Here is an 18,634-nt window from a genome sequence, read left to right on the forward strand (position 1 = left end):
GCTCACTATTAAAATTAACGTTGGCGCTTTGTTTTGTTCAGTTTTCAAAGAGCAATTTCCTTGTCGTTTCTCTCAGAAGCGACTTTATTATCATAGCATTTCTAGCTTGCTATGTCAATAACTTGTTTGAAATAATTTATTTGGTTATTTCGCAGCTACGATAACTTTCGTCCCGCAGCGACGTTTATTAATATAACACCTAACCAAGCTATAGGTCAATAACTTTTTTAAAATAACTTTGATGCTCGATAATAACGATGATAAACCTCATGACCCTTTGTTTCTACTTTAATCTCTTCAATAACATTCTTATCTATAAGATATTCTAATAAGACACTCAGATCGACAGAATAGTGAGTAAGCTCTGGATGTTCCATTAACTCCGCTATACTCCATGAACCTTCATTCGTATCCATAATCTCCAGTAAGTGTTGAGATCCCAGGTTGGTTCTTGAATAAATCAGAAATTCACTGGCTAAGAATAGAAGCTCGATCCGCTTTTCCAATGGTTCTTCACTGCTAACCAGTTCCTCATATAGCTTAAAGATTTCCGGTTCCATATGTCTCACCTGGTTCCAAAGCGTTACTTCCGGATAAAAGCCTTGATCGATAATTTCTAATCGCGCCAGATGATGCAAGGAGTGAACGATATTGTTGTATGCATCAAGAAAATGTCCATTTTCAAAAAAAGCTTTCCCATCCATATACCTTCTGATTAACTTTGCAAATTCAATCCCCATTTTGACCTTACGTCCGTAAAAAGGAAACTCCCTTAACTCCTTTTTTAAATTGGAGAGATATTCATTCTTATCAAATAAAATTTTCCCGTTTTGAATCCACTCTACAACCTTTCGATTGGTCCCCAACAAAAGCCAGTCCTTTAATTGAGCTTCTTCTACAATATGCAGGGCAGCCTTTTGGTCGTTATATGTATAATGTTTTACAAATACGGATTCGTCCGCTTCATTGACAATGACAAACAGAACGTAATCAAACGTATCTGTTATCGAACTTGCGTTTATTCTTTTTTCAAATGATAAAATCCCAAGTGTTGATTGCATGCTGGCCCGTTCTTGATAGATCGGACGAAGGATATCCTCCATTATTAACTCCTCCAAAAACTTAATATTTATGTACTTCGACAATCGTTATGAATGTCCCTGCTTTTAACGGTTAGTTGATATATATGTATTGTTTTTAAATATTCATCTTCACCATTATGATATGATATAGTTAAATCTCGGGAGGGACAACTATGGCGAAATATTCTAGCAAAATAAATAAGATACGCACATTTGCGTTAAGTTTGATTTTCATCGGTTTCATTGTTATGTATGGAGGGATATTTTTCAGAAATTCCCCAATCATTATGACCATCTTCATGATCTTAGGGCTGTTATGTATCGTGGCAAGCACAGTCGTCTATTTTTGGATTGGCATGCTTTCTACAAAGACCGTTCAAGTGAAATGCCCGAACTGCGGCAAAGCTACTAAAATTTTGGGACGTGTCGATATATGTATGCATTGCAACGAACCATTAACGCTTGATAAGAATCTTGAAGGCAAGGAATTTGACGAAAAGTACAACCGTAAAGGAATTTAATTCATTGCGGAATTGAATATAAAAAGAAAAAAAGTTCCAACCATTAGCGGCGGAACTTTTTTAATGCGCTTCTTTAGCTGAGCAGTCCGGACAATTGCCGTAAATCTCCATACGGTGGTGGCTCACTGTAAAGCCGGTAACATGAGAGGCTAGATGTTCTACTTCATCCAATCCTGGGTAATGAAAATCAACAATCTTTCCGCAGTTCTGGCAAATCACATGATAATGATTGGTCGTAACGAAATCAAATCTGCTGGAAGAATCTCCGTATGTCAATTCTTTGACTAAGCCAACTTCCCGGAATACTCTCAGATTATTATAAACAGTTGCCACACTCATGTTAGGAAATTTCCCTTCCAATGCCTTATATATATCGTCGGCAGTCGGGTGGGTCATTGATTGTATTAAATATTCAAGTATAGCATGACGTTGGGGAGTAATCCTGACTCCGGTATCCTTTAATGAATCCAACGCTTCTTTAAGCTGTAGTTGAGACACCGTCATGCACCTCTTTTCCTCAGAATGAATATATTCTTACATTAGAATATTTATAAATAGTGTACCTTCCATTAATACACTTTGTCAATAATTCTACTATCTTAATAGAATAAACTCGCTGGGAATTTAATCCTTTTCTTGATGAAGTGTCGGTTCTTGCCTGCCTAATTGATGATTGACAAGCCTGGCCGTTACGAATAATAGGTCGGATAAACGATTCAAATACGCCAACACTAGAGGTTCCGCACTTTCTTCAAGGGTAAGGGCGCATCTTTCAGCTCTCCGGACAATTGTCCTGGCGGCATGAAAAGCGGCTCCCGCCGGATGTCCTCCAGGAAGGACAAAGTTGGTCAATGGCGGTAGTGAGGCATCCCATGCATCAATGGCCGCCTCCATGTCGCCGATATTCTTCTCCTCCAGTTTCCACTTAACATCTCTGCCAGCTGGAGTTGCCAGTTCGGCACCGACATGGAATAATGCCGTCTGGACCTTATGGAACACGTCCAGGATATTCTCTTTACCAGAAAAGCTCTCGTTATTTAGATAGCTTAAGGCCAGGCCGATCATTGAATTGGCTTCATCACATGTTCCGTATGCCTCAACCCGCTGGTCTGTCTTCGGGACGCGCTGTCCGTACACTAATGAGGTTGTCCCCTTATCACCCGTTTTTGTATAAATTTTCATTTTATTAATATCCCCTTTTCGGATCGATTACATTAAGATACTCGTTCCCACCCTTTATATATTCCTCAAAATTGCGCTCAAAAATCTCAAAAGATCTTGGAAGATAATTCTTTGTAATGCTCGAGATATGCGGTGTTACTGTGACGTTATCAAGACCCCAAAATGGATGTCCTTCAGGAAGAGGCTCTTGCCCGAAAACGTCCAATACAGCATGCGCAATCTCGTGATTGTGAAGGGCTTCTTGCAATATTTCCTCTTTATAAAGGTCACCGCGCCCGATATTCATGAATACAGCGCTGTCCTTCATCACCTTAAAGTGTTCCATCATAAGCAGGTTCTGCGTTTCCCCGGTGCTCGGCAGGACAGACACAATATAGTCGGCTTGCGGCAGCACTTCTGACAGCTCGTTCTGACTATGGATGGAATCGATATATTCGACGCTTTTACCACTCCTGTTCACCCCAAGCGTTTTCATCTGAAACGCCTTCCCCAGACGGGCCACCTCACTTCCAATCGCCCCGGTGCCGATAATCAATATTGTCTTGTTGTTCAGCTCCCCCACCTTTATCCTTCGATCCCATTTTTCCTGCGCTTCATTTTCCAGAAGCAGCTTCAATTGTTTTTCATATTGCAGAAGCATGGCGATTGTATATTCTGCCATGGGGATTTTATGAATTCCCCGCGCATTCGTGACCAGTATGTTTTTCTCGTCGATTGCCTCAAACGGCATTTTCTCGAGACCTGCGGACATTACCATAATCCATTTCAGATTTTCGGCCTTCTTGATATGCTCGTCCGTCAGATCTTCGCCATAAGTAATGATGATTTCGGCTTCCTTCAGTTTAGGATCCTCTGTTGCAATTCCTTTTTGATAGTGGAACTTATGGGAGGGGAATTTTTTATTCATGTCAGTTTGAAGATGCTCTGGCGGAATCAGTGTCGAAAGTATTTGCATCAATATATCCTCCAAATTTTATATAATCCTTTATGTAGTTTTCATATTACCAGCTTTTGAATTTTGAAACATTAATAAAAAACACGGGCACTAGGCCCGCGAAAGAATAACATTGAGGAGGTATTCCCTTACTTAGAGTATATTCGGATATATCCCGATTGCGTTGGACAATAGCCTTCTCTCATGAAAATCCACTGATACCTATTTTAATGCGTCAGGGTTCAGTCCTCTTAATTCAGACAGGATGAAAAGGCCGTCTTTCCTGATTAATTCATCATCAAAATAAATCTCTCCACCGCCATATTCCGGGCGTTGGATCAGCACCATATCCCAATGGATCGCAGAGCGGTTTCCGTTATCCGCTTCCTCATAGGCCTCGCCCGGTGTAAAATGAAGGCTTCCACAGATTTTTTCGTCAAATAAAATATCGCCCATCGGTTCTTTTATCATCGGATTGACGCCAATAGCAAATTCGCCGATATAGCGGGCACCTTCGTCAGACGCGAAAATTTGATTGATTTTTTCCGTTTGATCCGCTTTTGCATCCACCAGCTTGCCATTCTTGAAGGTTAATGAAACATCGCGAAAGGTTGTTCCCTGATAAGTACAAGGAGTGTTAAAGGAAATCGTTCCGTTGACACTGTCTTTTACCGGTGCCGTAAAAACCTCACCGTCGGGGATATTGTTTTCACCGGCGCAGACGACAGCCGGAATGCCTTTAATCGAAAATGTTAGATCCGTTCCGGGAGAAACAAGCCGAACCTTATCAGTCCGCTCCATTAATTCCTTAAGCGGCTGCATCGCTTTGCCCATTTTCTCATAATCGACCGTACAGACGTCCAGCAAATAATCCTCGAAACGACTTAAACTCATTCCTGCCTTTTGAGCCAAGCCTTGGGTTGGATAATTCAGCAGTACCCAACGGCGGTTGTTGACATAGAAGAATGTGGACGGATTCATGATTTCGCCCCAGATGCGATGCTTTTCAGAAGGTACTTCCGAAAACTCGGCATCATTTTCTTCTCCGGTAACATAAATGATGGCATCCACATCTTCATATTCCTTCAACATCCAATCCGCATAGGTTTGAAGCTGTTCTTTTTCATAACCCATATATAAATGACGGTTGATTTCGTCATCGATTAATTCGATGTATGGGTAGGCACCCAATCGATAGGCTCCATCCACCAGCTCTTTTAGCAGCGGCTTTGTATGAACATGCCCGCGGATAAGAACTCTTTCCTTCGCCTGCAGCTTCACCGAATGGTTGAGCAACAGATTAGCTAACTTTTCTAGTCTCGCGTCCTTCATCTTGACCCCCGTTATCGCTGTTCTTTAAGAAACTCTAAGGCTTCCTCGACATGGCCTTTTACCTTCACCTTGCGCCACTCTTTGACAAGTACGCCTTCTTTATTGATCAAAAAAGTAGACCGCTCGATGCCCATGTATTCCTTGCCGAAATTTTTCTTCAGCTTCCAGACGTCATAAAGCTCGGCGACCTCATGGTTCTCATCAGCTAAAAGCAAAAACGGCAATCCGTGCTTATCAATGAATTTGGTATGGCTTTCAGCCGGGTCTGGGCTGATTCCGAGAATGACAGCATCAAGCGCTGCAAACTTTTCGTGTTGATCCCTGAAATCACATGCTTCGGTTGTACAACCTGGTGTCATATCCTTTGGATAAAAATATAGAACAACATGCTTTCCTGTAAAATCCGCAAGCGCGACTCTTTCGCCATTGCTTGCAGGCAATGTAAATTCAGGCGCTTTTTTTCCGATTACCGTGGTCATTTATGCCCACCTCCATAACAATTCTTCATGGTAAGCGTACCCAATAATCCGGACAAACACAACTATCATACATCCTTGCGATCATACGGTTCAAAGTCAATCACAGCCCTGATTAAGAAGGCCGCGGGCAGACTGTATCCGATAAATGCCTCGATAGCCGCGATAATCCTACCTATCCCGACCGGACTGACATCACCATAGCCAACCGAAAACATGGTCATCGCACTAAAGTAGAAGGATGTCTCCAGCTGCTGAAAGAAATCTTCTGTCACGCGCTGTCCATCATCAAGGATTACCGCATAGTGATTTAACTCGAATAATAAATAAATCATAGCGAAACCGATCAGGATCGTTGCATAAATATTGGCTATCCATATCAGATTCTCCATGGAAAGTTTCTTATCGCTTTTTTCTTCTATAAAAATAGCCCGAATGCTCATAACCATGCAAAATACAATCAATGTCATCAGAAGATAAAACGTCATGTCCTTCCTTCTTTCCCAGAGGCTTGTATACTTCTATTTCTACTCCTGTCCGTTACGTTATATGTGGAAAATTTGAATTTGCGGTTTTATGTAGACAACCGTATACATCGGAGAGTTTAGGTTACAGGTTATGTACGGTGGATAGTATCATTTATTTAGGCTCTGTTAAATAATATTGTTGATATTCAAGTAAAAATCAAGGACCTCATATCAGGTCCTTGATTGCATTCTTATTGAAGTTAATCCGAAGGTGACATAATTAGTAAGAGCCTACCTTTTACCTTTTAAATCACCATATTGGTCTACAATATTTTGTAACTGATGTAATGTTGATACCAAATAACTTTGTTCGCTTTCAAACTCAAATTGGAGAATATTCTCTTGATGTGCTACTTCTTGAAAATACCCTTGAATATTTATCTGACCAAATTTATTAAAACTAAGGTCAATTTTAAGATTATTTTCTGATTCCGAAAAGGTAACACAACCTTTTAAATCGTTATAGCATTTTTGTAGCTGATTGAAGAACTGATATACCTGACCAGTTGAAAACCATAGTTCAGCATCTTTAACGAAATAATTTCCACTCTTAATTTCGACTATGCCTTTCACATCATAACCGCCTAAATAACTTGTTTCATTTGGAAAACCATACACTTCACTTAATTCAATTCGTATGAATCCCTGCTTACCTGCAATAATAAACTCATTCATTTTATCCAACTCTTTTCAACTATAACTTAAATGTCGATAATCTTAATTTCTTATAAGTAGCATTGGTGGATAACAAGCAGCTTTAACGGAATACTTGCCAAAGCGGACAACATTATACGAATGACAGTGAGTGCAAGTGTAGCCATCTTTATGCTTCTGTTCAGACACTTCTTTAAATATAGGTTCACTTACAGAAGATGCGGCGAGAGATTTTGTAAAAAACTCTTTCAAACGAAGTTGGTCTGCGGTATTAAGTTTTTGAATCTCTTTAATAATGTCCGTTAAAGCCATTGAAACCACTCACTTTTGTCCATATTTATATATCATTATGGAACAACAGTTCGTTTAATTCAAATATCAACATAAGTGTTTAACAGAGCCTTTATTTAAAAAGGAAATAGAGCTATAATGTAAATGCCACTTTTGAACTAAATAGGAGATGAAACCGTGCTATCAAATATCGGTGTCCCTGGTTTAATCTTAATACTCATTGTAGCCCTTATCGTATTTGGCCCTAACAAACTGCCGGAAATCGGACGCGCTGTAGGAAGTTCCCTTCGCGAGTTCAAAAAGGCAGCTTCCAATGTAACGAACGATGTCGCCGGTGATGTAAAAAAGGATATAGACCAAGCTAAAAGAGATAGTAAAGAAAATATGTGAAAAAGCGGCCGACTCAAGGCTCACTAAATGTGACTTTGAGTCGGCCGCTTCTATTTATCCGTAATAATAGATTTTCTAAAATATGTAGTTTCCTTCATTACGAAACACTAAACGTCTTCGGTGACTTTGTCATCGTCATCACCTACTTTATCTATATTCTTTTGAGAAATAGATAAAGCATCCCAGGGAGATGCTTCATAATGATAATTAACATATCCATACTAAATGTTGAAAAATCTATTCTTCTTCTAAATATTCTACACCCATTTCAGATTCTAGTACCTCAAGTTCATTCGCAGCATCATCAAAGTCTGTCTGCGCACTATTTAATTTATCCTCAATCTCGAGCCCATCGTCTATATAAAATGCCTTAAATTCTTGTAATATATTTACTTGCATTTGAATAGAAGATTTTAAATTTTGAATGACCGAATTAAGACTGTCTATTTCTGTACTACTAAACTGATTTTCATGCTCTTTAATAAGCAAACCTAATCTATCAAGTTCTTTATATGTATAGTCTTTAATATAGTCCTCAGTTTCGTTTGCCTCATTAGAGATTTCATCTATTGATGTGATATCTTGATTCAAATTAATAAACGTACTTAAATCATTGTCATAACTTGAAACATCAATACTCTCCATGACTTGATGCAAATCTTCCATAAGCACTGCTTCGTATATAGTTTTACCTGAGTTTAAAAGTTTGCTTGCTTTCAATGCTTCACCGCTCGACAATGCATTCACATCTTTTGTTAACAATTCAATATTTTCTTCAATATGTTCACCATCATTCATATCAATTATTGCAGCACTGCCAGTCGCCTTTGCAATGAGATTAAAATCACCCTTTAATGTGATAAATGCTTCAGACTCTAAATAACCTACTTTATTAGTAGCATCTTTGTTTTGTTCAGAAATAAGACTTATTTTGTCTATTAGTTCTTTCTTAGCCTTATCGCCCTCTACACTGTTATCTACTTCAATCTTACCTGCTTCCCCGGTTTTTTTAGTTGAAGATTCTGAACCACAACCAAGTAAACCGAACAGAATAAGTAAAAATGATAATCCAAGAGTTATGCTTTTTATGTACTTCATAGTTGCCCCCTATTTTCTTTGATACTTTATTACTATAATAAAATATCATAGAAAAACAGAAAAAAATATGGGTTATTAAAAGGTCTCTAACTTTTATTCCCTATATCTTGTACTTTGAAAAAGCCATCCTTTATGCAGTACTTTCATCAACCACTATGCCACAAGCTTCAACCCAATTGCAGCACCTAAGATCATCATAATGAAAAGAATCCTCTTCCAATCCTTCGACTCCCCATAAAGAATCATCCCTAAAAGAGCTCCGCCACAAGCACCAATTCCCGTCCATACGGCGTACGCTGTACCCATCGGCAAAGTTTTCATGGCCATGGATAGAAAGATAAAGCTCGACCCGAATCCAATCACCAGCAGGACGAAAGATTGCCAGTTTTTATCCCGGTGAAATTTATTAATCATAGCAACTCCAAACATTTCACAAACACCCGCAAAAACCAATGCTACCCATGCCACCTAAGATTCAGCTCCTTCCGCATTTTTATCCTTCGTGATCGTCTTCAAGCCAATGACACCCGTCAGAAGCAGCAGTATCAACAATATCTTCGAAAGCTTAAACGGCTCGCCAAAGATTAGGATTTCAGAAAGTACAGTTCCAGCGGTCCCCAAGCCAACAAAAACAGCGTAAACAGTCCCAACAGGCAGCCTTCTGCCGGCCATAATCATCACATAAAAACTAATAATGATTGAAATGACCGTTCCCGTCCAGGACCAAAAACCATCAGCGTGCTTAAGCCCAATCACCCAAAGCACTTCAAAGAAAGCTGCTATCACAACTTTTATCCAATCCCTATTCATGGTGCTTCACTCCTTCATCCATCTCCTAAAAGGGTAAACATGAAAACAGCCTGGGAGAATACTATGAATCAGTATTTCTCCCAGGCTTTTATCCCTCCGTGTAACAGCAAATAGCTGCCGTTTTCTCTCGGACCAGGCCGGCTTATTGCCGCGGAACCCTAGAAAACTTTAGATATATTCACTTATTTTCCATGCCCATTATACAACATTATGAAATATTGGCAAGAGTGCTCATCTGTATTAATTGCCCGCCCCTCTATACCGCTTCACACCTTGGTTCCAAATCAGCACAGAAAGACTGAAGAACACTAATCCAATCACAGGTGTGGCGAAGGAATAGGTGTACCATTCTTTCTTTCCTAGGAAATACGCTGCCGGATAGACGCCAACGAACGCAAATGGCAAAACCCAGGTGAGCACAAACCGAATGACCTTATTATAAATATCAACCGGATAACGGCCGTAGTTTCCGATGTTATACATCATCGGCATGATCGAGGTTTTCGCATCCGACCAAAAACCGATGCTTGCGATGGCGATGAAAATCGCCGCATAGGCAAGCGCTCCGCCAATCGCAAACAGAATGAACAAAATCGGATCGTACCACGCAATCTCCAAATTCAGTGAAGTACCCGCGTAGAAAATCACAACGAGACCGGTAATCAAACCGAATAGCGATTCCAGCTCCATCCGTTCAATAATGACTTGGTACAAGCTATGGATTGGTCGCGTTAGAATCCGATCCATTTCTCCTTTGACGATATAGCGGTCATTGAAATCCCATATGTTAAAAAAAGCAGAAAATAGCGCGTAAGGCACTAAGAAAAAGCCATAAATAAAAATGATTTCGTCCCTGCTCCATCCGCTCAACAATTGTGTATGTCCGAAAACCACCAGGATAAAAATTAAATTGACAGCCTGATTCAGAAGATCGGACAAAATTTCAACGACCAGATCCGCACGGTATTGTAGCCTGGTTTTCATATATTGGCTTACGTATTGAAAAAACATCGAAACATAAAACACAGCCTCAACCTCCCTGAATAATCAGCTGTTTTTTAGCCACTATCCAAAGAAATTGGATGGGCACCATCAATATCAGCACCCAGAGTGATTGCTGCAGCAAAGCCTGAAGAATGTCTCCGTGCCTGAAGCCGTTCGTAAAAATCATACTCGGGATATAGCTGATCCCCTGAAACGGAAGATATTTCATGATCTCCTGCGCCCAGAATGGATAAAAACTGATCGGCAAAAGCAATCCCGAAAACAGGTCGATCACAACCCGTTTCGCTCTGATCAACCCTGTATTGTTATAGAAAAAAAAGGCCGTGATGCCGGTCAAAAGGTTGATCTGGGTATTAATGATGAAGCTGAACAGCAAAGATATCCCAAAATAACCCCACAGGGCAGGATCATGAGGAAGTTCCAAAGGGAACATAAAGGAAACGACCACCATGCCCGGAATCGAAAAGAAAAAGAAACGGAAAATACCTTCGCCTAGCCCCTGCATCGTTTTCATGCCCAGATAATTATAAGGCCTGATCAATTCAATCGCGACCTTGCCTTCTTTAATCTCTGCAGCTATTTCACGGTCGATATTATTAAAGTAAAATGCACGGGCCATCCAGGCTATCGCTACATATGTAGTCATCTGTATACTTGTTAACCCTTCAATGGAACCTTTATCACCGTAAATGGCACTCCAAAGAAAATAATAGGCCCCGATATTTATGCTGTAAATGATGATTCCTGTGTAATAATCCGTCCGGTAAGCAAGCATCATTAGAAACCGGATACGAATCATCTCAATATATTTATCCAAGGCCCTCTCTCCTTACTTCCAATCTAAATAGCCATTCTTATAAGGAATGTCAGCGTCCTGTGGAAACCATCCCCTCTTCATAAATATTCCGGACGATTTCCTCTATAGACGTCTCATGAATTTTGACATCTTTAATTTTGAAATGCGAAACCACGGAGGAAATCAGCTGAGATATATTATCTTTTTCTTCCTTAATAACTGCGATATAGGTCTGACTCTTCTCCTCATATTCCCAGCTTGTTTCAAATAAAAGCGGCAGCGATTCCAGCTCAGCCATTGAAACTTCATCTAAGAATTGAAAATGAATCTCTTTTTCTTCCGCCCAGTTGTTTTTAAGATCCTGCAGTCCGCCGTCATAAATGATCTTGCCTTCATCAAGCATGACCACCCTTTCACAAACGGCTTCAATATCAGCTAAATCATGTGTTGTAAGCAGAATCGTTGTATTGTATTTTTCGTTAATTTCCTTAAGGAACTTGCGGATTTTCATTTTCACCAGAACATCTAGACCAATTGTCGGCTCGTCTAAAAAAAGCAGTGGCGGATTGTGAATCAATGCCGCGGCAAGCTCACATCTCATCCGCTGTCCAAGCGAAAGCTTACGGACCGGCTTATCTAAAAGCGGTCCAATATCAAGTGTTTCAATGATAAGTTTCATATGTTCCTCATATTGTGCATCCGGAACTTTGTAAACCTTCTTCAGCAGCCGGAATGATTCCTGGACGGCGATATCCCACCAAAGCTGTGAACGCTGCCCGAAGACCACGCCGATTGTTCTCGTGAATTTCTCCCGTTCCCGGTGAGGATCCATGCCATTAACACGCACCTCGCCTGATGTCGGCGTCAGGATGCCTGTCAGCATTTTGATGGTCGTCGACTTGCCGGCTCCGTTCTCACCAATATAGGCAACCATTTCGCCTTGCTTTACGGTAAAATTTATGTCATTGACAGCGGGAATCACTTTATAGTTTCTTGTCAGCAAATCGCGAAAAGCTCCTTTTAATCCGGAGCGGCTGGAATACATCTTGAATTCTTTGCGAAGCTGCTTGACTTCGATTGCATTGCTCATCGTTTTACTCCTCCAAATTTCTGCTTGCCCTAAAGAATTATTTTATCCAATTGCGCTTATTAAAACAATTAATACGTCTAGAGCACGTTCCCCTTTTAATAGACATCCCAGATGCCTGCGCTCAGCTTTTTCAGATGAAAAGTGCTAGAATAATGAATGGTAACTTTGCAATAAATTTAGGAGGCCATTCAAAATGAAATTTACCAATTCAGAGAATTTACATAAGGAAGCTCAGAAGCATATTGTCGGAGGTGTCAATTCCCCGTCCCGTTCTTACAAAGCTGTTGGCGGTGGTTCACCCGTAGTGATGGAGCGCGCAAAGGGAGCTTATTTCTGGGATGTTGACGGAAATAAATATATTGACTATTTAGCGGCTTACGGACCGATCATCACCGGTCATGCCCACCCCCATATAACGGAAGCGATCAAGCAAGCTGCGGAAACCGGGGTTCTTTATGGCACACCGACCCCACATGAAGTGAAGTTTGCAAAAATGCTAAAGGAAGCGATGCCTTTTATGGAAAAGGTTCGCTTTGTGAACTCCGGTACCGAAGCTGTGATGACAACCATCCGAGTAGCCCGTGCGTATACGGGAAGGGATAAAGTCATCAAGTTTGCCGGCTGCTACCACGGACACTCCGACTTGGTTCTTGTCGCGGCAGGGTCAGGACCTGCCACTTTGGGTACGCCTGATTCAGCAGGAGTACCTAAGAGCATTGCCCAGGAAGTCATTACTGTTCCTTTCAATGACATCGGGCCTTTTAAAGAAGCTCTGGATAAGTGGGGAGATCAAATTGCCGCCGTTCTTGTCGAACCAATTGTAGGTAACTTCGGTATCGTGGAGCCTAACCCCGGATTTTTGGAATCCGTACTTGACCTGACACACAAAGCAGGAGCTCTTGTCATTTTTGACGAGGTCATTACAGCTTTCCGTTTTATGTATGGCGGGGCCCAAGACTTGCTTGGCATTCAGCCTGACTTAACAGCTCTCGGAAAAATCATTGGCGGCGGTCTTCCAATCGGTGCCTATGGCGGTAAAAAAGAAATCATGGAAACAGTCGCTCCGCTTGGCCCTGCATACCAGGCTGGTACAATGGCCGGTAACCCGGCATCCATTTTATCGGGGATCGCTTGCTTAGAGGTTCTGAAACAAGAAGGGATCTATGAAGAAATGGATAGGCTAGGCGCAATCCTTGAAGCAGGAATTACAAAAGCGGCGGAACAATATCAGATCCCGATTACAATCAACCGGTTGAAAGGCGCTTTGACGATCTACTTCACAACGGAAAAAGTGGAAAACTATGAGCAGGCGGAAAATACGGATGGTGAAATGTTCGCTCAATTTTTCAAGCTGATGCTTCACCAAGGCATCAATCTTGCACCGTCCAAATATGAAGCTTGGTTTTTAACAATCGCACATACCGAGGAAGATATTTTTCATACTTTAAAAACGGTTGAACATGCATTCAAATCATTGAAAATCAATCAATAACCGTATAAATATACAAATAATATTCAAATCCAAGATATACTATTGTCTTGGGTTTGAATATTATTTTATAATTGAAAGCGTTTACAACTAGATTTTTGCGTGATTAATTATTTCACTTCATTAATAATTTTATCCATCTTACTGTATAAATAATTGATTTCTGAATATTTAAATGATATTATTGTGTTACTATTCTAAATTTTAGATACCGTCCATTCTTCTCTTTTTTTCTCACAATATCAGAAGGTTGAACCTCTGAGTGTACTGTTATTACGTTTTATCCCTCGTCGCAACGTTTCAAAAAAAAACGAAAAATCATATAGGAGGTGAAGGCAGCCAATAAGGTCTACCCTTATTTAGCGCCGAAAAAAATGACACAACAATGGACCCCGAGTTTATTTAAGGAATTTTATAAACAGGAGCATGACGCATGTGGGATTGTATCCAGCATTGAAAAGAAGAAAATCCCAACGAGAGAAAATATCTTTGCCGTAATTGATGCGCTTGTAAAAATGAATCACCGCGCTGGTTTTATTAATGGTGAAGGCGATGGCGTTGGCATCCATATCGACATTCCAAGAGCACTTTGGAAGCAAAAGCTTACGGCTGAGGGCGTTGATGCATCCGTGGTCGATAAGGATTCCTTTATCGTAGGCCATCTGTTCTTGAGCAGAAAAGCTGAAACGGAAACGCTTAAGAAAGAGATAAAAGCGAAATTGCAAAAGCACGGTCTTTCCTTGCTTTTCGAAACGGACAAAGCCTACAATTCCGCTGCACTCGGCCCTATCGCCATTCAGGAAAACCCTGTTTTTTGGCAATTTGCCTGCACCTCTGATTTCCCTGACCAACAAGCATTGTCAAAAGCACTTTTTGAATTGACACCTGAAATTGAAACAGACGATCATATTCACGTGGCATCTCTTAGCCAGTATCACGCTGTTTATAAAGTAATGGGTGCCGGAGACATTCTGCCGCACTACTACCCTGATCTTGCTGACCCGCTCGTTGCATCCACAATGACACTCGGGCATAACCGTTATTCAACCAACACCCTGTCCAGCTTTTTCCGTGTACAGCCTTTCAGTGTATTAGGGCATAACGGGGAAATCAACACGATCAGCAAGCTCCGTGATGAAGCTAAAATGGTAGGCGTCCCGCTTGTAAAGGACGGCAGTGACTCACAGGATTTAAGCCGGACGATTGAAACGTTTATCGCCAGGCACGGTTATTCTTTATTTGAAGCTATCGATCTATTATTCCCGCCAATCGTCAATGAAATGAAAGTGTACCCGGAGCATCTGCAAAACTTATATACGTATTTACGGGAAGCATGGGGGCATTTCGCACAAGGTCCTGCCGGGATCATTTCTCGTTTTGGCGATGAAGCTGTGTTTTCAGTAGACGCATTAGGCTTGCGCCCGCTTTGGAAGATTGAAACAGAAACTTCCTATTTATTCTCTTCAGAGCCTGGGATTATTCCTTCCTCTGAATATACCGGTGACCCAAAGCCGCTTGGACCAGGGGAAAAGGTCGGCTTGAAATGGGATGGAGATTCTATCAAGCTATATAATTACAAAAACTATCAGGAAGAAGTCTATGAAAGATACAATCAGCGCTTTATACTCTCTAATGACCATGTGCGTCTCAATCCTCCTGTGTTCGAAAAGGTTGTATCTAACACACAGCCTTCAGGAATTCACAACGGACAATATAAAGCATTCGGCTGGGAGCGTGATCACGTTCAGCTTATAGAACAAATGGCGGAAAAAGGCGCGGAACCTATCCGTTCATTGGGCCATGACGCACCTTTGGCAGCCTTAAACCCGGACAGAAAAAATCTCGCTGACTATATTAAGGAAAGCGTTGCAGTCGTAACCAACCCGGCAATTGACCGCGACCGGGAAGCCGAACATTTCTCTACGCGGACGATTATCGGTAAGCGTCCTTCACTATTCGAACGGGAAAAGGCAGGCAAAGTTGTTGAACTTTTGACCCCGCTTTTGATTGAAGGGAAAATGGGTTATGATTGTGCGAGCACTGTATTACAGCCAAGCTACGACCAGTTTATCAAGCATTTCCAGGGTATTCAGCTTGCTCATTTCGTTTCCATGACCTTTACCGAAGAAGAAGGCGTGCAGGAAGCTTTGGACCGACTTGCAGCTGAGGCTGTTTCAGCCGTGGATAACGGGAAAACACTGATTGTCCTTGACGATGCCGCAGCTCACCAAAACGGAAATCTTTGGTTGGATCCACATTTAGTTGTTTCAGCTGTCGATCAGGCACTTGTCACTACAGGAAAAAGACGCGATTGTTCCCTGCTCTTAAGATCAGCTTCGATTCGCTCTTTGCATGATATCATCGTCGCGTACGGTCTTGGTGCGAATCTTATTAGCCCATATTATATGTTCTTGTCATTATCGACTGAAACAAATGTTCCGACAGTCAATTTATACAATGCATTAACGAAGGGTCTTGAGAAAGTTATCTCCACCATCGGCATCCATGAGCTTAGAGGCTACGGTCGTCTATTCTCAAGCATAGGCCTTCATGAAGAAGTGGGAAAATATCTAAATGTGGTGAACTTCTTCGGGTCTAACGAGCTGGCACAAAACTTCGAAGTATTGAAAGAAGACGCTAAACAACGCGTCTTGGATTATAACAACGAAGCCGAAAGAATCGGAAAGACATTCCATCTGTTCCCAAGGATATGGAAAGCGATTGGGGAAGTAGCCATAACCGGTGACTATACTGCCTACGGTGAAAAGATTTCGGAACAGGAGGAAGCGAATCCGACGACGATCAGGCATTTAACAAGTCTGAAAACAGCAGATACTCCTCTGCCAGCACAGGATGTTGATATTTCCGTTGGTGACCATAGCCTGCCATTCGTCATTGCCTCCATGTCATTTGGATCGCAAAATGAAACGGCGTTCCGCGCTTATGCTGAAGCAGCTGATCAGTTGAATATGATCAGTATGAATGGAGAAGGCGGAGAAATTAAAGATATGCTTGGCAAGTACCCGAACTCCCGTGGCCAGCAGATCGCATCAGGGCGATTTGGAGTAAATGCAGAGCTGCTTAACTCTTCTAACCTGCTGGAAATCAAAATCGGCCAGGGAGCAAAACCAGGAGAAGGCGGCCACCTTCCAGGATCCAAGGTAACCGCGAAGATTGCGGAAGCTCGTAATGCTACAATCGGATCGGATTTAATTTCGCCATCGAACAACCATGATATTTATTCCATTGAAGATCTGGCGCAAATGATTCATGAACTGAAAACGGCAAACGATAAAGCAAAAGTCGCTGTAAAAGTCCCGGTTGTTCCTAACATCGGAACGATTGCGGTTGGTATTGCCAAAGCAGGGGCCGACATTATCACCTTGTCAGGATTTGACGGCGGTACGGGTGCTGCACGTATCCATGCTCTTCAGCACGTTGGACTTCCTGTAGAAATAGGAGTAAAAGCGGCCCATAATGCCCTGCTTGAAGCAGGCATCCGCCATACCGTGGAAATCTGGGCAGACGGCGGTTTAAAGAGCTCCATGGACGTTTTGAAAGTGATGCTCCTTGGGGCGAACCGGGTCGGTTTCGGTACCCTTTCTATGATTGCTGTAGGTTGTACAGCTTGCCGCGGCTGCCACCTGGATACATGCCATGTAGGTATCGCTACCCAGATTGAATCAGAAGCCCAGGCAAAAGAACATGGGTTGCGCCGTTTCGTTCCGCGCCAGTTTAATCCGTCCGTACAAGGATTAATGAATATGTTCACAGCGTTTGGAAGCGAACTTAAAGCTCTGACTGCCTCTCTTGGCGTCAAGAACCTTCAGGATATTGTTGGACGTTCAGATTTACTCGTTCAAGCAAAAGGTAAAGAAATGCTTGATCTGACTTACCTGTTAAAAACACTTGAAATTAGCCAATTCACCCATAAAGAAGCAGCTGCTTCCGTCAAGGAAGGCGCTATGCAGGTTGCTGTCGGAGCTGAATATTTGGATTCACGTGTTGATGAACTCCATGAATCGCGGGCATATAGCGCCGTCACATCCGAACAGCGTGTACTTGGAAGCCGGGTATCATGCCACCGCGTTCGCGGAAGATTAGACGGTTCCTACAAAGCCCTTCCGCAAGTTAAGCTGACATACAAGGACGGATCCATTCCTGGTAACGGCCTTGGCGCGTATAACAGTGAAGGTATTCAGATCAGTGTAAATGGCGGCGCTCAGGATGGCGCTGGTAAAACATCTATCGGTGGCAATCTTTTAATCTTTAAATCGCCGGGCAAGGATGGAAAGTTCTATAATGGTTCAGTTGGTAAAGGCTTCGGTTACGGGGCACAGCACGGCTTGCTTGTCGCGCAAGGTGATGCTGACGCACGTGCCGGAATCAGACTTTCCGGTGCGGATATGGTTATCGGCGGTCAGTTAAAACAGCCTATCTCTGAAAAAGAATCCGGAAATCTTGCGGTTCATTCAAACATTAAAGGCTTTGCCTTTGAGTATATGACAAACGGACGAGGATTGGTTCTAGGAGATCCAGGACCATGGATTTGTGCAGGGATGACAGGCGGAGTAGTCTATTTACGCCATCAGCCTGAAGCCGGTTTAACGAAAGACGCCATCCAAAGACGGATTGCAAAGGGAGCTAAGGTTTCCATTGATAAGCTTTCCGCATCAGGATTACAAGACATTACAGAGCTTCTGGGCACATATGTATCCTTGCTGAAGGAACAGGGCCAAAATGATGAAGCAGTTTCATTAGAAAAACTGCTTGCAAACCCTGAACAGCACTTTGTACAGGTCGTTCCTGTTAAAGAACAAGCTGATCCATCTGTATCTACAGAATGATATTGGTTTAAACTGAAGAAGCGGACACTCTCCTCGAGTGCCCGCTTTTTTATTTTACAATTTCTTGAATATTTCCATTTACCCCTTGTAACTTTCCTCTAAACCCTGTA

General features: G+C 42.0%; 18 protein-coding genes, 1 pseudogene and 1 riboswitch. Of the genes and pseudogenes, 4 read left to right on the forward strand and 15 right to left on the reverse strand.

Going from position 1 to position 18,634, the window contains the following annotated elements; translation table 11 throughout:
* Window positions 1–227: 227 nt before the first annotated feature.
* Window positions 228–1,103, reverse strand: coding sequence for a nucleotidyltransferase-like protein (locus D0463_RS02430; RefSeq protein WP_117304679.1), 876 nt, complete (start codon window positions 1,101–1,103; stop codon window positions 228–230).
* A gap of 152 nt (window positions 1,104–1,255) precedes the next feature.
* Here D0463_RS02430 and D0463_RS02435 point away from each other — a divergent pair, with 152 nt between their 5' ends.
* Window positions 1,256–1,603: a YgzB family protein gene (locus D0463_RS02435; RefSeq protein WP_117304681.1), complete on the forward strand. Its 348-nt coding sequence runs from the start codon at window positions 1,256–1,258 to the stop codon at window positions 1,601–1,603.
* Window positions 1,604–1,663: 60 nt separating this feature from the next.
* Here the strand turns inward: D0463_RS02435 and perR are convergent, their stop codons facing one another.
* The 8 genes and pseudogenes from perR to D0463_RS02475 form a co-directional block, all read right to left on the reverse strand.
* The gene (perR, locus tag D0463_RS02440; protein ID WP_117304683.1) at window positions 1,664–2,107 is read right to left on the reverse strand and encodes a peroxide-responsive transcriptional repressor PerR; all 444 of its coding nucleotides are present in this window, start codon (window positions 2,105–2,107) and stop codon (window positions 1,664–1,666) included.
* A 120-nt stretch (window positions 2,108–2,227) separates the two neighbouring features.
* A complete protein-coding gene (locus tag D0463_RS02445; protein WP_117304685.1) occupies window positions 2,228–2,785 on the reverse strand; it encodes a cob(I)yrinic acid a,c-diamide adenosyltransferase in 558 nt (185 codons plus the stop codon).
* A gap of 4 nt (window positions 2,786–2,789) precedes the next feature.
* The gene (locus tag D0463_RS02450; protein ID WP_117304687.1) at window positions 2,790–3,740 is read right to left on the reverse strand and encodes a D-2-hydroxyacid dehydrogenase; all 951 of its coding nucleotides are present in this window, start codon (window positions 3,738–3,740) and stop codon (window positions 2,790–2,792) included.
* Window positions 3,741–3,941: 201 nt separating this feature from the next.
* Complete coding sequence (locus D0463_RS02455; RefSeq protein WP_117304689.1) at window positions 3,942–5,051, reverse strand: aminopeptidase; 1,110 nt, start codon at window positions 5,049–5,051, stop codon at window positions 3,942–3,944.
* An 11-nt stretch (window positions 5,052–5,062) separates the two neighbouring features.
* Window positions 5,063–5,530 carry a thioredoxin-dependent thiol peroxidase gene (bcp, locus tag D0463_RS02460; RefSeq protein WP_117304691.1) on the reverse strand — a complete coding sequence of 156 codons (468 nt, stop codon included), beginning with the start codon at window positions 5,528–5,530 and terminating at the stop codon, window positions 5,063–5,065.
* Between the two features lie 65 nt (window positions 5,531–5,595).
* On the reverse strand, window positions 5,596–6,015 hold the full coding sequence (locus tag D0463_RS02465) for a potassium channel family protein (RefSeq protein ID WP_117304692.1): 420 nt from the start codon (window positions 6,013–6,015) through the stop codon (window positions 5,596–5,598).
* A gap of 270 nt (window positions 6,016–6,285) precedes the next feature.
* Window positions 6,286–6,729 (reverse strand): WapI family immunity protein, encoded by a 444-nt coding sequence (locus tag D0463_RS02470; RefSeq protein WP_117304694.1) that lies wholly within the window; start codon window positions 6,727–6,729, stop codon window positions 6,286–6,288.
* Window positions 6,730–6,810: 81 nt separating this feature from the next.
* Window positions 6,811–7,020 (reverse strand): annotated as a pseudogene (locus tag D0463_RS02475) (IS1595 family transposase); the annotation flags it as partial.
* Window positions 7,021–7,176: 156 nt separating this feature from the next.
* Here D0463_RS02475 and tatA point away from each other — a divergent pair.
* Window positions 7,177–7,389, forward strand: coding sequence for a twin-arginine translocase TatA/TatE family subunit (gene tatA, locus D0463_RS02480; RefSeq protein ID WP_117304696.1), 213 nt, complete (start codon window positions 7,177–7,179; stop codon window positions 7,387–7,389).
* A 237-nt stretch (window positions 7,390–7,626) separates the two neighbouring features.
* On the opposite strand, the gene D0463_RS02485 is transcribed toward tatA, so the two are convergent.
* The 6 genes from D0463_RS02485 to D0463_RS02510 all read right to left on the reverse strand — a co-directional run bounded on the left by D0463_RS02485 (window position 7,627) and on the right by D0463_RS02510 (window position 12,188).
* Complete coding sequence (locus D0463_RS02485) at window positions 7,627–8,487, reverse strand: hypothetical protein (RefSeq protein WP_117304698.1); 861 nt, start codon at window positions 8,485–8,487, stop codon at window positions 7,627–7,629.
* A 153-nt stretch (window positions 8,488–8,640) separates the two neighbouring features.
* Window positions 8,641–8,955, reverse strand: a complete 315-nt coding sequence (locus tag D0463_RS02490) for a DMT family transporter (protein WP_117304700.1) — start codon at window positions 8,953–8,955, stop codon at window positions 8,641–8,643.
* Complete coding sequence (locus D0463_RS02495; protein ID WP_117304702.1) at window positions 8,956–9,297, reverse strand: DMT family transporter; 342 nt, start codon at window positions 9,295–9,297, stop codon at window positions 8,956–8,958.
* A 75-nt stretch (window positions 9,298–9,372) separates the two neighbouring features.
* Window positions 9,373–9,470: riboswitch (guanidine-I (ykkC/yxkD leader) on the reverse strand.
* Window positions 9,471–9,537: 67 nt separating this feature from the next.
* Window positions 9,538–10,323, reverse strand: a complete 786-nt coding sequence (locus D0463_RS02500; RefSeq protein ID WP_117304704.1) for an ABC transporter permease — start codon at window positions 10,321–10,323, stop codon at window positions 9,538–9,540.
* Between the two features lie 4 nt (window positions 10,324–10,327).
* On the reverse strand, window positions 10,328–11,119 hold the full coding sequence (locus tag D0463_RS02505) for an ABC transporter permease (RefSeq protein ID WP_117304706.1): 792 nt from the start codon (window positions 11,117–11,119) through the stop codon (window positions 10,328–10,330).
* A 49-nt stretch (window positions 11,120–11,168) separates the two neighbouring features.
* Window positions 11,169–12,188, reverse strand: coding sequence for an ABC transporter ATP-binding protein (locus tag D0463_RS02510; protein ID WP_117304708.1), 1,020 nt, complete (start codon window positions 12,186–12,188; stop codon window positions 11,169–11,171).
* Between the two features lie 193 nt (window positions 12,189–12,381).
* Here D0463_RS02510 and D0463_RS02515 point away from each other — a divergent pair, with 193 nt between their 5' ends.
* Together D0463_RS02515 and D0463_RS02520 are read left to right on the forward strand one after the other, a co-directional pair.
* Entirely contained in the window at window positions 12,382–13,680 is a 1,299-nt protein-coding gene (locus tag D0463_RS02515; protein WP_117304710.1) for a glutamate-1-semialdehyde 2,1-aminomutase, read from the forward strand.
* Window positions 13,681–14,051: 371 nt separating this feature from the next.
* Window positions 14,052–18,524, forward strand: a complete 4,473-nt coding sequence (locus D0463_RS02520; RefSeq protein ID WP_117304751.1) for a glutamate synthase-related protein — start codon at window positions 14,052–14,054, stop codon at window positions 18,522–18,524.
* Window positions 18,525–18,634 lie beyond the last annotated feature (110 nt).

It is taken from the genome of Bacillus sp. V59.32b (assembly GCF_003429085.1).
In the GTDB taxonomy this organism is placed as follows: Bacteria; Bacillota; Bacilli; order Bacillales; family DSM-1321; genus Peribacillus.

Excerpts from the sequence above, each read along its gene's own strand:
- D0463_RS02465 (WP_117304692.1), bottom strand. The coding sequence starts at position 6,015 with ATGACGTTTTATCTTCTGATGACATTGATTGTATTTTGCATGGTTATG.
- bcp (WP_117304691.1), bottom strand. The coding sequence starts at position 5,530 with ATGACCACGGTAATCGGAAAAAAAGCGCCTGAATTTACATTGCCTGCA.
- perR (WP_117304683.1), bottom strand. The coding sequence starts at position 2,107 with ATGACGGTGTCTCAACTACAGCTTAAAGAAGCGTTGGATTCATTAAAG.
- D0463_RS02430 (WP_117304679.1), bottom strand. The coding sequence starts at position 1,103 with ATGGAGGATATCCTTCGTCCGATCTATCAAGAACGGGCCAGCATGCAA.
- D0463_RS02455 (WP_117304689.1), bottom strand. The coding sequence starts at position 5,051 with ATGAAGGACGCGAGACTAGAAAAGTTAGCTAATCTGTTGCTCAACCAT.
- D0463_RS02445 (WP_117304685.1), bottom strand. The coding sequence starts at position 2,785 with ATGAAAATTTATACAAAAACGGGTGATAAGGGGACAACCTCATTAGTG.
- D0463_RS02520 (WP_117304751.1), top strand. The coding sequence starts at position 14,052 with ATGACACAACAATGGACCCCGAGTTTATTTAAGGAATTTTATAAACAG.
- D0463_RS02450 (WP_117304687.1), bottom strand. The coding sequence starts at position 3,740 with ATGCAAATACTTTCGACACTGATTCCGCCAGAGCATCTTCAAACTGAC.
- D0463_RS02435 (WP_117304681.1), top strand. The coding sequence starts at position 1,256 with ATGGCGAAATATTCTAGCAAAATAAATAAGATACGCACATTTGCGTTA.
- D0463_RS02485 (WP_117304698.1), bottom strand. The coding sequence starts at position 8,487 with ATGAAGTACATAAAAAGCATAACTCTTGGATTATCATTTTTACTTATT.
- D0463_RS02510 (WP_117304708.1), bottom strand. The coding sequence starts at position 12,188 with ATGAGCAATGCAATCGAAGTCAAGCAGCTTCGCAAAGAATTCAAGATG.
- D0463_RS02470 (WP_117304694.1), bottom strand. The coding sequence starts at position 6,729 with ATGAATGAGTTTATTATTGCAGGTAAGCAGGGATTCATACGAATTGAA.
- D0463_RS02495 (WP_117304702.1), bottom strand. The coding sequence starts at position 9,297 with ATGAATAGGGATTGGATAAAAGTTGTGATAGCAGCTTTCTTTGAAGTG.
- D0463_RS02515 (WP_117304710.1), top strand. The coding sequence starts at position 12,382 with ATGAAATTTACCAATTCAGAGAATTTACATAAGGAAGCTCAGAAGCAT.